General features: G+C 41.7%; 12 protein-coding genes. All 12 read left to right on the top strand.

The genetic code is table 11. The features are described from left to right. On the top strand, nt 1–1,267 hold a 1,267-nt coding region (locus HY063_09990), incomplete at its 5' end, for a hypothetical protein (GenBank protein MBI3502115.1). A 51-nt stretch (nt 1,268–1,318) separates the two neighbouring features. Then, nucleotides 1,319–1,900 carry a hypothetical protein gene (locus HY063_09985; protein ID MBI3502114.1) on the top strand — a complete coding sequence of 194 codons (582 nt, stop codon included), beginning with the start codon at nt 1,319–1,321 and terminating at the stop codon, nt 1,898–1,900. 33 nt (nt 1,901–1,933) lie between these two features. Next, entirely contained in the window at nt 1,934–2,389 is a 456-nt protein-coding gene (locus HY063_09980; protein MBI3502113.1) for a hypothetical protein, read from the top strand. Nucleotides 2,390–2,399: 10 nt separating this feature from the next. Then, complete coding sequence (locus HY063_09975; protein ID MBI3502112.1) at nt 2,400–3,008, top strand: hypothetical protein; 609 nt, start codon at nt 2,400–2,402, stop codon at nt 3,006–3,008. Further along, nucleotides 2,953–4,620, top strand: a complete 1,668-nt coding sequence (locus tag HY063_09970; GenBank protein MBI3502111.1) for a T9SS type A sorting domain-containing protein — start codon at nt 2,953–2,955, stop codon at nt 4,618–4,620. Before HY063_09975 ends, HY063_09970 begins: the two co-directional genes overlap by 56 nt. Before the next feature lie 111 nt (nt 4,621–4,731). After that, complete coding sequence (locus HY063_09965; protein MBI3502110.1) at nt 4,732–7,116, top strand: N-acetylmuramoyl-L-alanine amidase; 2,385 nt, start codon at nt 4,732–4,734, stop codon at nt 7,114–7,116. A gap of 30 nt (nt 7,117–7,146) precedes the next feature. Beyond that, on the top strand, nt 7,147–8,511 hold the full coding sequence (locus tag HY063_09960) for a hypothetical protein (protein ID MBI3502109.1): 1,365 nt from the start codon (nt 7,147–7,149) through the stop codon (nt 8,509–8,511). 21 nt (nt 8,512–8,532) lie between these two features. Next, nucleotides 8,533–9,618: a hypothetical protein gene (locus tag HY063_09955; GenBank protein MBI3502108.1), complete on the top strand. Its 1,086-nt coding sequence runs from the start codon at nt 8,533–8,535 to the stop codon at nt 9,616–9,618. A 69-nt stretch (nt 9,619–9,687) separates the two neighbouring features. After that, the gene (locus HY063_09950; GenBank protein MBI3502107.1) at nt 9,688–12,057 is read left to right on the top strand and encodes a TonB-dependent receptor; all 2,370 of its coding nucleotides are present in this window, start codon (nt 9,688–9,690) and stop codon (nt 12,055–12,057) included. Between the two features lie 28 nt (nt 12,058–12,085). Beyond that, nucleotides 12,086–12,331: a hypothetical protein gene (locus HY063_09945; GenBank protein MBI3502106.1), complete on the top strand. Its 246-nt coding sequence runs from the start codon at nt 12,086–12,088 to the stop codon at nt 12,329–12,331. A 5-nt stretch (nt 12,332–12,336) separates the two neighbouring features. Continuing rightward, a complete protein-coding gene (locus HY063_09940) occupies nt 12,337–12,504 on the top strand; it encodes a hypothetical protein (GenBank protein ID MBI3502105.1) in 168 nt (55 codons plus the stop codon). Nucleotides 12,505–12,656: 152 nt separating this feature from the next. Next, a complete protein-coding gene (locus tag HY063_09935; protein MBI3502104.1) occupies nt 12,657–13,277 on the top strand; it encodes an LptE family protein in 621 nt (206 codons plus the stop codon). Nucleotides 13,278–13,361 lie beyond the last annotated feature (84 nt).

Genomic DNA, 13,361 nt, shown 5'->3' with positions numbered 1-13,361 from the left:
TCCTCCGCTTCCCATTGTTCCGGGCGGACCACCCGTGGTTGAGGTGCACGGAAACACTTCCATTCTCGGCAACCTTGCCAGCAACGGAGTGCTTGCCGCAACCGATGTGCAGACCAACACGCTTACGGTGAAAACAACAGGGAGCATAAATAATCTTACCGTAAATAATCTGGCTGGGAGCGGGGATAGATTTACAGTAGTGGATGCAAACGGAAATTTGAAAACGGGGGGACCTGTGCCGCAAACTATTTGCACTGTTGCACCATGGTGCACTGCCGGAAATACTGGCACGAGTCCTCCAACCGATTTTCTCGGAACAACTGATGCGCAGGATTTGGTTTTTAAAACCGATGGCAATGAACAGATGCGCATCACTTCCAGTGGGCATATTCCAACGACAAACCATCCTGGTAATGTAGGAATAGGAACAGATGACCCGCAGAAAAAACTGCATGTTGCAACCACACATACTTTTTGCACCAGTTGCCCACAAAGCCACCAGGGCATAAGGTTAGAGAATCATCTTCTGAATCCCACTTCAGGAAAAGATTATGTTTCCACATGGGATTTGGAACCTGTACTTGGCGGAGCACTTAGCAACAGTGTTCCCACGCAATCCGTATTTATGATTGGAACACCGGGTAGCCCTGTGATGACGCTCACCGAGCAGGGAGGTAATGTGGGAATAGGGACATCTTCTCCGCAGGCGAAATTAGATGTAAATGGCGATGTTAATGTAACTGCCGGACATCAGTATTTTATAAATGGGAAGCCTTTCACAAGTAGTCAATGGTTGCAGGGAATAAATCAAAATGATATTTATTATAGCTCAGGAAATATTGGAATCGGAACAAATAATCCGTATGCCAATCTTCATGTAAACGGTACAGTAATAATAGGAAACACTAAAGGAATTACGGGAACTCATAGTGATTTTCTCCTTGCTGTTGATGGAAAAATAGTTTCCAAATCAACTTTTGTAACTGTTAGTAACTGGCAGGATAAAGTTTTTTCGAATGATTATATTCCTATGTCTTTGGATAAAGTAGAAGAATATTATACCAAGAATAAGCATTTACCTGATTATCCTGCGGAAAAAGAAATTATAGATAATGGTTTGGATTTAGGAAGCACTGCAACTTTGCAGCAAAAATCAATAGAAGAAATAATGCTCTATCTTGTAGATATGAAAAAGCAGATGAATACATTAAAAGAGCAAAATAAAAAATTGGAAAATGAAATTGAGAAAATGAAACAAGAAAAATAATATTAAATCATTTCTTAAAGGGACATAGTTTTCAACTAACGATTGAACCCAATGAAAATAAAATATCTTTTTATTATATGCACGCTGGTTTTTATTATCACGTGCAAAAAAGATAGAGCGCCAATTATACCCACACCTTGCTCCACTTGTCTTTCCTGCTCTTCAGATACAAAACCGAAAATTGCTTATGATAGTTATCAAAAATATGGCAATGATTCACTTGTTATAAATATTAAGTTTTGTGATAAAGATGGCGATATTGGTTTGGCAGCAGGTGATACTGCCGGTATTTTCAAAAATGGAAATTTAGTTGCAACCTATTATTACAAAGATTCATTGGGCAGTTGGTTAACTTGGGATGCAGACCAATCTACTACTCAAATGGACACGTTGAAAATTTTTTACCGCATTCCTCTGATGCCGACTTCGCCAATAACCTCTTCCGTTACTATTGGCGGATTTCCTACTCTTGTAAAAGTAATCTTACAACCTTCGCAAATACTTGAAGGAAAAATTCAAATACTGCAAAAGCCTTTTTTTTCTCCGTTTCATGAAATACGGTACATAATATTTATGTATGACAAAGCACAGCACAAAAGCAATATGATAACAACAGCGAGTATTTATTATTAATAAGTGAAACAAAGAAAATATATATTACTTTTTATGTTGGTTGTTTCTTTCATTACCGACTGCAAAAAATATCCCGATGGACCTTGTATTAGTTTCCGCAGCCCCTATGAACGTCTCACTACCGCTGTGTGGGCTCTCGAATACTGGGAAGTTAACGGCATTGATTCTACTGCTGCTTTTCTTGCAAAACCTTGTCTCAATAGTAGTGCTGTTGGTAACAAGTTTTATTTTAATGCCAAGAAAGGAACCTCATCATTTCAAGGCGGATGTAGTATTTATGGAAATTTTAGTTTTGATAAACCTTACAATGATATTGATATAAAAATATATTCTTATAGTATTCCCATTTTTGGTCCTGCTCCGTTTCCGTCTTCGGGTTCAATTGATTGGAAGATACGCAAGTTAACACATACGGCATTATGGATTGAAACCAATTATTCAAGTATTGATTATAAAATAAATTTTAAACGTATAGGTGATAATGTATAAATTTTCTTTCATGAAAAAAATAATTTTTATTCTGTTATTTATGTCAGAATTTGGAGCATTTGCACAATCGCAATCTGAAATTGACGCAGCTAAAAATCTCAGAAAATACTGGTATTATCGGTATAGATTTTTGAACGATTATATTCTTGTTGACGATTGTCAGGGATGCAGTTTGCCTGCTTCTGTAAGAGCACTTGGAGCTACGAGTCCACAGTCCTCTACAAATTCAGAGCAATTTGTTGAATCAACAAAACAATTGGGTATGTACCTTGGAGTGCTTGCAACAGAATACGCACTTTTAAAACAAAGTAATCAGGATGCTTCGGAAACAGTAAAGGAACTTTACTATGCATTAAAAGCGTTTAACCGCTTAGACGAAACTGCTGAATCATATTGGCGATGTCCAACTTGCCCGGCAAATCCACAAAATAGTGCTGTCTCAAGTGATGCTTTTCCTCAGACAGATGGCGATTTAAATGGTTTTTTTCTTCGGGAGGATGTTGCCTCTGATTTTCTCTCTAACAATTACGTGCATTTCAACCAAGGCATCACATCTTCTTCGATTGCTTCTGTTGGTCGGTTCTTCTTTTATAGGCAATGCCCCAGATCCTGCAGATGACGAAAGCATAGATGAGGCGATAGAAATATTGATGGGCTGTGCATTGGTTGCTAAGTATATTCCTCCTGGAGTTAAATACAATAATTTGCCGTTAAATAATATTGGTGACAAAAATACCGATATTCAAAAGGAAGCAATTAATATTACAGATAGAATGGTTAGCTGGGCGAATGATTGCTGGAGGAGTGGTCTTTGTGATTGGATAATAATAAATCCTGTTAATGGTAATTGTATGCGAAACAATGGTAGTCAAGCTCCGGATTGTAGCCCTAATACAGGTAGTGGTAATTTTAGTCATTTATCTACTGGAGTTGCTGTAGCAGCAAATGCTATAACTGGAAAAACAACATATATCCCTGCTTCAGGTAATTCTATTGTGTGGCTCTTAATACCTGGAGCACTTGAGATCCTTGACATAGGTGTTGCAGATGACCCAACATATAAAAGTTTACAGATTGCAGCCATTGGAGATTCATGGATTAATACATCTGATGCTATGTTTAATATGACAGAACCTCGGTGTGACGTGCCGTGCTCTTCCTCTTCCCTGCCTGGTTTACCTTTTTTTTATCAGCATACTGCTATTATATTAAGTCTTTTAAAGAGTGAGGGAAATGCAGTTTCTAATCAGAGATATGAGTGTATGTTGAATGCAGCGCCATGTACAGGTCCGTACAATTATGGAAATGGAAACTTCGGAAATGTGTATTGGTCATCTACAAATGAATTAAGAAATCCACTTGATGCAGACCCATCGGTAGGTGGAAATGGTATAGGCGGAAACACAGGTGAATATCCGGGATTGGACTATATGTTTCTTTTTAATCTATATTCACTCTATAATCAAAATTATTTATATCCTTTTAGTACTTATCCCGATTTTTTTCCTTCTAATTATCCTTCATCTTCTGTACCTCTTGAATATTACAATCAAATGGACAGAAATATAAGTGTTGATTTTCCTTATGGATTTGTAGGGATTAAGAATTTTAATCCTATTGAAATAGATGCTTTTGAAAATATCATAGCAAATAACAGGTTAGTTTCTACTTCATTCTCCGCTGATATTACCTACCGTGCAGGAAAAGAAATAGAACTTAAAGATGGTTTTAGTGTGAGTGAAGGAGCAGAATTTGGAGCATACGTTAAACCTTTTAATTGTGCAACAACATCTTCAGATTATTCACGTATTATAACTGACACAACAAAACAACCGAAACCATTTAATCATCCAACCTCTTATATTTATTATGCAGATGAAGGAAAATATTTTCATCATCCTCTTGTTTCTTCTTCAATGGTTCAGAATTCTAAAACCAAAATTACAAGTTTGCAATCTGCAATTACTATTACTATTACACCAAATCCGTCAACCGGATTATTCACATTGCAACTGCCGCAAGATGCAGCGCAGACGCAAGGCGCAAAAGATGGTTCGGCTTTGCTCACCACAGGCGTTACCATTTACAATGACCTGGGGCAGGAGATATACAAATCGGCAATTTCCAATCCACAATCAGCAATTGATATTTCAAATCAGCCCAAAGGAATATATTTTATGAGAGTGCAGAGCGAGAGTAAGGTTTATACGGAGAAGGTGGTAATACAGTAATAACTGCCTTCTTATCTTCCTCTTACCGGATTTCCAACAAGCACTCAAAAAATAATTTTTACCCTCCTGAGCGCAGCAAAAGCCGGGCAAACCTCTCCACTCAAAGATGCATTGCCGGAAAACAATTACAAAAACTTTTTTGACAAAGCATATCAACTGCATCCGTCCATTCCCAAAGGAATTTTAGAAGCGGTGGCGTTTACCAATTCGCGCTTTCATCACATCACGCATAATGCAGGTTCTCCGGAGAGTTGCATGGGTTTGCCGGAGTATTATGGCGTGATGGGCTTGGTGCAGGATGGAAAAAATTATTTCCAGAATAACTTAACGGTGGTTTCCAACCTTTCGCATTTCAGCGCAGCCGAACTAATCTCTTCTCCTGAAAAAAATATTATCGCGTATGCCGATGCCTACGAGCAGGCGCAAAAAAATCTTCTGGCTGATTCTAAAATTGAAAATCAAGTTCCCGTTCTTGTTTTCCTGAGCGAACTTCCCGATAACGGAAATCTTTTAAGCAATTATGCCTTGTGCACGCATCTCTATTCGGTTTTTTCTTTCCTGAATAATGCGGACTGCGCTGCGAAATATAATTTTCCGACTTACGCTATTGATAGGGTGAAAATTTTCGGAGAAGAAAATTTCAACGTGCTGAGTTCTTCCTTTGTTATTGCTTCTGCCGGTAAAATTTATGACAAGAACGGGAATACTTTCAAAGGAAGTTTTCTTCCCGTAGTGCAATCTGCCGATTATCCTCCTGCATTGTGGGTGAGTTCTCCCAATTATAGTTCGCGCAGCGGAACGCAAATCAGCGCAGTTACCATTCACGATACCGAAGGAAGTTACGCGGGCGCCATTTCCTGGTTTCAGAATTCTTCTTCGCAGGTCTCTGCGCATTATGTGATGCGAAGTTCTGACGGGCAGTGCACGCAAATGGTTCTGGAAGCGAACAAAGCATGGCATGTGGGAAGTGAAAACCCATACACCATCGGCATTGAGCACGAGGGCTACGCCTCGCAAACCGGTTGGTACACTACGGCTATGTATACTTCTTCTGCCAATCTTGTAAAAGATATTTGCGGCAGCGGCTATGGAATTCCGAACATCCGCACAGGTTTCTGGCCCTGGCTTTCCACTACGTATTATAATCAATCGGGAATTCCCGGCTCGTGCACAAAAATAAAAGGGCATCAGCATTATCCCAACCAAACGCATACCGACCCGGGACCCAACTGGGACTGGGATTATTATTTCAAACTCATTAACCCGATGCCCGCGCCCACAAATCTCACTGCGGCATCAGGAACTTTTTATGATTCGGGCGGAGCAGGCGGAAATTATTCGGATGATGAACGCTTGGTTTGGGTGATTGCTCCGTCAAGCGCAACTTCCGTAACGCTCACCTTCAGCAGTTTTGATACAGAGAACACGTGGGATTATTTATATGTGTATGACGGAACCGATGTGTGGGCTCCGCTGATTGGAAAATTCACGGGCACAACAAATCCCGGAACGCTCGTTGCCAGCAGCGGGAAAATGTGCATTGAGTTTCGTTCCGATTGCGCCACAAACGCAAGCGGATGGAATGCATCATGGACGAGCAATGCTTCCACTGTTACTCCAACCAATCTTGCTGTGAACGCGCTGGGCTGCCCGACCTTAGGCGTGAATCTTACCTGGCAAAATTCCGGAAGCGGATGGTTTGTGGATGTTTCAGACGACCCGAACTTTTCTTATTACTGGAACAAAGCAATTCCGAATTTAACTTCCATCGGATGCCCCGGAGGTTTTGCGCTGAACACGAACCCCAGCGATTATCTTGCCTTCATGCCGAACACAACATACTACTGGAGAATCTGGGATGGAACTTCTCACACGCAGGGAGGTCCTTTCACTACTCCCACCTGCAATTACATGGAGATAAATTGTTCGGGAACTTTTGATGATACGGGCGGGCCTTCCAATCCTTATGGCGGAAACGAAGATTGGACGGATATCATTCAGCCGGCAAACGCTTCATCGGTTACTATGTCGTTCACAAGTTTTGATTTGGAAACAAATTTTGATTCGCTATGGATTTATGACGGTCAAATCACGCAATCGCCCGCGCTGATTGGAATTTATACGGGAACGGTTTCGCCAGGAACTGTAACGGCAAACAGCGGGGTGATGTCCGTTCATTTTAAATCAGACCCGTTTGTAAACAATGCAGGATGGCAAGCAACATGGAATTGTGTTTCTACTACGGGAGTGAATGAACAGAATAATTCCGGTGCAATTGAAATTTATCCGAATCCATCGCCTGACGGCAGGTTTCAGGTTTCAGGTTTGAAGTTTAAAGTTGAAAAAGCAGAAGTGTTTGATGTAACAGGGCGGTTAATTCAAACTTCAAACCTTGAACATGGAATATTGAACTTAGGCGAAGCGCACAGCGGAATTTACTTGCTGAAATTTACCAGCGGAAGTGAAACTGTTTTCCGAAAGTTAATCATTGAATAAAAATTATCTTTGTGGTTTAAAGCCAATTCAATGAAAACCACAAAGATTTTTTTTCTTTCCTTTCTTATTTTTTTCACTGCATCAGTCGTGCATTCACAAGATACCATCGTGAAAAAAAATGGCGACCTCATCCGCGCAAAAGTTACCGAAATCGGAACCGAAGAAGTGAAGTTTAAAATTTTCGGTGAAGCCGAAAGCCCGGTTGTGGTGTTAAAGCGTTCAGAAATTAAAACGCTCAGGGTGGCGGGGCAAACGATTATTGATGTGAAAGGAGAAGCCAGCACCATCAGCGAAGACATTATTGTGAAAAGAAGCGGAGACATGCTCAAAGTAAAAGTCATTGACATTGGAACCGATGAAGTAAAATTCAAACTCGCTAACGACCCCGATGGTCCCACCATCAGCATAAAAAAATCGGAAATCAAAACGATGAAGGTGGAAGGGCAAACGGTGATTGACATAAAAACCGGATTAGGTCCTGACCTGATTACAAAAAAAGACGGAAGCATTCTCAAAGCAAAAGTGAGTGAAGTGGGAACCGATGAAGTGAAATTCAAATTATACAATGAAACGGAAGGTCCAACCATGACACTCGCAAAATCAGAAATCAAAACCGTGACCATAGACGGGCAAATTGTTTATGAATATAAGGAAGACCCTTACAGCATAAGCAACCGCGCCATTCTTGATAAGACCAGTGTTCTCAAGTTTCATTTTTTTTCTCCGCTCAGCCATCATCTTGCGTTCACGTATGAATGGATGAACAAACCCGGATTCAATTGGGAAGCCGGTTTTGGAATTTACGGAATCGGAACCAGCGCAATTGACAAGCAGGAAAGGAGAATGCCCAGAGGAATATTTCTTCGCTTCGGTCCGAAATTTTTTCTCGGCAGTTCTTCCGATATAGAAATTGAAGGAGCAAAATACGCTCACCCGCTGAAAGGAAGATATTTCAAACCGGAAATTATTCTGAGCGCGCTTTCCACTACCTATACTATAGATACTGGAGGATATTATTATGGCTATGGAACCTATAGCGGAAAAGGGACAACCACTTTCACTAATAAATATCAATCGCTCGTAATTAATTTGGTTTACGGAAGGCAATTTATTTTTGGAAACACAATCACACTGGGCTATTACCTTGGCGTTGGCTACGGCTTTGAAAGCAAAACAACCATCGGAACAAAACCAACATATTACTGGCAACGATATGACGATTATGACCCGCGCAGGTATTGCTACTGGTATCTTGGAAAAAATTTTCCAATGACCATTACGGCAGGAATTACCATCGGATACATTTTCCGTACGCCCGAATGGCTGCAAAATAAAAAAGCAAAGATTCCAAGCCGCGCTCCTTCGCGCCATTCAATGGGGCAGGAACCAAAGTAAATTTTCCTCGTAAATTTGTTCGTGAAAAAAATTCTTGCTGCATTTTATTTTTCATTCTTCATTTATCTTTTTGCATTCTCGCAGTCCGCAAGGACTCCTTCGGAGGATTCCACCAAACTGAAAATTCCTGCCGATACTTCTTCCTATTGCATAGTTGAAACAAACGATGGCTTGCTTCTGAAGGGAAGAATCATAGGGCAGAAGCAGGGAGAAATAAGTTTTCGCGACAACAATCTCGGCTTGCTCTCGCTCGAATTAAAAAATATTTCTTTCATCGAGCAGGCGGGCAACGGAATGTATTTTCTTTTTTACATGAAGGATGGCGGATTGCTTCACGGAAAAATAATTTCTCAAACGGCAACTGAAATCGAAATCGAAACCAAATCCACCGGCAAAAAAATAATTCCGCTGGAACGCATAAAAGAAATGCGGCTCATAGATGAAAAAGACATCCGCAGGAAAGGAAAATACCGGTATCCGAATTTTAATGCGCCCAGATATTTTTTAACTCCGTCCGCTATCCCGATGAACAAAGAAGAAGGGTATTATCAAACAATGGATTTTCTCTACAACAACTTTAATTACGGCATTGCAAAAAGTTTTTCCATCGGCAGCGGGGCAATTCTTCCGCTGGGGTTTTATGTGATGCCGAAGTACGGAAGAAAAGTTTCGGACGTGATGTATCTGGGAGCAGGCGCAGTGTACGGGCAAACGCTGGTGAAATTCCGCCAGACAAATTTTAAACTGGGCGCGCTGTATGGACTTGCTACATTCGGAAATGCAAACAACAATCTCACTTTCGGAACGGGCTATACGTTTTCAGACGTGAACAACGAAACAACTTTTTACCCGAAGCCGCTGATAATGGTAAGCGGAGCATTGCGCATAAGCCGGAGGTTTCAGTTTGTGGGGGAAAATATTTTTTTGCCGTTTAAAAACTGTCATTATGTTGCCGAAGGAAAAGTGTGCGACTATTTTTACCAGCACACCGCCATTTACGGGTTTCGTTTCCTGAAAGAAAAACTCAGCATTGATTTGGGAATTCTGCATTACCCGCAGGATATTTTCAAAGCGTTCCCGTATCTTGCATTGGCAATTAAGTTTTAACATTGCAGCATGAAAATCAGTTTCCGGTTTACAGTTTACAGTTTACGGTTTTCCATTTGGCTGCTTGTCATGCTGAGCGGAGTCGAAGCATGTTTTTCGCAGGAACTCACCCAAACCATCCGCGGAAGAATTCTTGATAAAGATGCGAAGTCGGAACTTCCCGGAGTGAATATTTTTCTGCTGAAGGACTCGGCAAAAGTTTCCGGGGCAGTAACCGATGTGAATGGAAATTTCAGAATGCAGAATGTTCCGGTGGGAAGATATTCTTTGCGCGCAGGTTTTCTCGGCTACCAGCCTTACACCATTCCCGATGTGATTGTAACTTCCGCAAAAGAAGTGATTCTGAATTTTGAAATGGAAGAAAGCGCGGTGAAAGTTCAGGAAGTAGTTATCACTGCAACAAAAAAAGGCGAGGCGCGGAATGAAATGGCAACCGTGAGCGCGCGGACTTTTTCGGTGGATGAAACCAACCGCTATGCGGGAAGCCGCACTGACCCAGCGCGCATGGCTTCGAACTTCGCGGGCGTTCAGGGAACCGATGATTCCGATAATGAAATTGTGGTGCGCGGAAATTCTTCACTCGGATTGTTGTGGCGGCTCGAAGGCGTGAACATTCCCAACCCGAATCATTTTGCCGTGGCGGGAACCACCAGCGGTGCGGTGAACATCATCAACAGCAAAACGCTCGACAACTCTGATTTTTACACCGGAGCATTTCCTGCGGAATACGGAAATGCCGTTGCCGGAGTTTTTGATTTGCGGATGCGAAACGGAAACAACGAGAAGCACGAATTCACCGGGCAGTTTGGTTTTCTCGGAACAGAACTCGCGGCTGAAGGACCGATTTCAAAACAAAGCGGCTCGTCTTATCTGCTCACGTATCGTTATTCTTCTCTGCAATTATTTCAGGCGCTGCACATACGCATTGGCACTTCGGCAATTCCGAAATACCAGGATGCGGCTTTCAAATTTAATTTTCCCGGCAAGCACGGAGATAATTTTTCTGTCTTCGGTGTGGGAGGAAAAAGTTCCATCAATATTGTGGTGAGCAAAGACAGCACACCGCAGGAAGATATTTATGGAGAAAAAAACAAAGACCAGTATTTCGGTTCTTCCATGGGAGTGATTGGCGCTTCGTACACAAAAACGCTGAACGAAAAAACTTTTCTCAAGTTCACTCTCGCACATTCCACCGATGAATCATGGGCGCATCATTTGCTGGTGTACCGCGATACCGGTTACAAAGTGGATTCGCTCATAGAGAAAATGGGATACGAATACATTCAGCAGAAAACCTCCTTCGTTTTTTTTGCCAGCCATAAATTCAGCAGCCGCGTGAGCATGAAGGCAGGCGCATACATTGAAAAATATGATTTCGATTTGCTCGACAGCAACCGCAACGCGCTCACCTGGAAATTTGAAAGACGGAATGATTTCATCGGCAGCACTGCATTGCTTCAGCCCTATGTTCAGTTCAAATTCAAGCCGACAAATAAATTTTCTTTCACCACCGGGCTGCATGCGCAGTATTTCGTGCTGAACGGAAGTTCATCTATCGAGCCGCGCGCAGGCGCCAGTTGGAGGATGAAAGAGAAGCAAACGCTCAGCATCGGGTTCGGAATGCATAGCCAGATGCAGCCAACGTATATTTATTTCAACCGCATGAAGGATTCTTCGGGAAATTATTTTTTCCCGAACCGCAACATCGGTTTCACGCGAAGCATTCATTATGTTCTCGCCTATGACATTTTCGCTTCCGATAATATGCGCGTGAAAATGGAAACGTACTATCAGTATTTATACGAAGTGCCGATTGACACTTCCCGTTCTTCTTTTTCGCTGCTGAATCAGGGAACGGGCTACGGAAGATTTTTCCCGCATACGCTGGCGAACAAAGGCACGGGGAGAAATTATGGATTTGAATTAACGGTGGAAAAATTCTTCAGCAAAAGTTTTTTCTACATGCTCACCGCTTCGGTGTTTGACACAAAATACAAAGGCAGCGATGGAATTTTGCGCAGCACTGACTTTGACGAAAAGTTCGCCACTAATTTTTTGTTCGCGAAAGAATTTAAAGTGGGCAAGAAGAAAAACTCCACGCTCACCACTGGAACAAAAATTACCTGGGCGGGCGGTGGAAGATATTCTCCTGCCGACATCATCAAATCAAACCAGCAGGGAGAATTCATTGAACTCGATTCCATGCGCAATGCGCAGCGCTTTCATAATTATTTCAGGTGGGATATAAACATCGGTTTGAAAGCCAACCGCAAAAAAGTTACGCACGAACTCGGGTTGGATTTAATCAACATACTGAACACGCAAAATATTTTGCAACTCACTTATGACCCCGACCCGAAGAACCCAACTAAAAATCCCATACGCGAAGATTACCAGTTAGGTTTTTTACCTTTGTTCTATTATAAACTTGATTTCTGAGAGATTGTCAGGACTATTCTTCGTATCTTTGAAGAAAAGAAAAACAATGAGCGCTTCCGAAATAAAAAAATTGCTGCACCGATACATTGATACGGCTGATGAAGAATTTTTTAAAAGTCGTTTACGCGCTGAGGAGTCATGTAAGGCAGCAATAAGGTGCAGAAATATAGGGGAAGACATGGAATTTGATGAAAAAACAACGTTTTTGCAAGGAATGATGAACGGACATGCAGGAATGATGAACGGACTTGCAGGGAAAACGCCATCCCTGTAGGGAAAATGATGTTCCTTGCAGGGAAGATGATGTTCCCTGCAGGAATGATGAACGGACTTGCAGGGAAAACGCCATTCCATGCAGGAATGATGAACGGACTTGCAGGGAAAACGCCATTCCATGCAGGAATGATGAACGGACTTGCAGGGAAAACGCCATCCATGCAGGAATGATGAACGGACTTGCAGAGGAAATGAACATTCCTGCAGGGAAAATGATTTTCCCTGCAGGACCTGGCGCGATACCTGCAGGTGTGACGGTAGTGCAAAAAATGACGAATAATAAACATATGCCAAAAGTAGTCAGGTTTTTCCGTAGGAATTCAATGCGGCTGAAATTGAATATTCAATCATTTTCATTGAAGTTTCCCTCAAAATTAAACTCTTTCAGAATCAGCGTGAAAATAGCACACACGATATTCAGTCCTTTTTCCTTATTATATAGGAAGCATGCCATTATCTATTATTCATTATTTATTTTGCTTCTTCAGGGTTGCAAAGTACATTACTCTTTCTCAGGCGCATCGGTTTCTCCCGATGTGAAAACAGTTGCCATACAAACTTTCCGCAACAATGCTTCGCTGGCTCCGCCCACGCTTGCGCAATCGCTCACCGAAGCGCTCAAAGATATTTTCACTTCGCAAACAAATTTGGGAATTGTTTCAAAAAATGGTGATTTGAATTTTGAAGGGGAGATTATAAATTATCTCACCGCTCCGGTTGCCATTCAGTCCGGTGACCAGGCAGCGCTCAACCGCCTCACCATTACTGTGAACGTGAAATTCACCAATGCAAAAGACGAGAAACAAAATTTTGAAACCACTTTTTCGCGCTACTCCGATTATTCGAGTTCGCAAAGTTTAACTTCGGTGCAGGCGCAATTGATTGATGACATCAACAAGCAACTGGCTCAGGATATTTTTAACAAGGCAATGATAAACTGGTAAGAAGAGTTTTCAATGAACTATATCAATATTCTGGTAACGAAATTACGAATCTCTTTTACGAATTTAACGAATCAGAATTTATTT

The organism is Bacteroidota bacterium, from assembly GCA_016195025.1.
Lineage (GTDB): Bacteria > Bacteroidota > Bacteroidia > Palsa-948 > Palsa-948 > Palsa-948.
The sequence above is the reverse complement of the archived record's forward strand: the minus strand, read 5'-3'. Positions and strand labels throughout refer to the sequence as shown.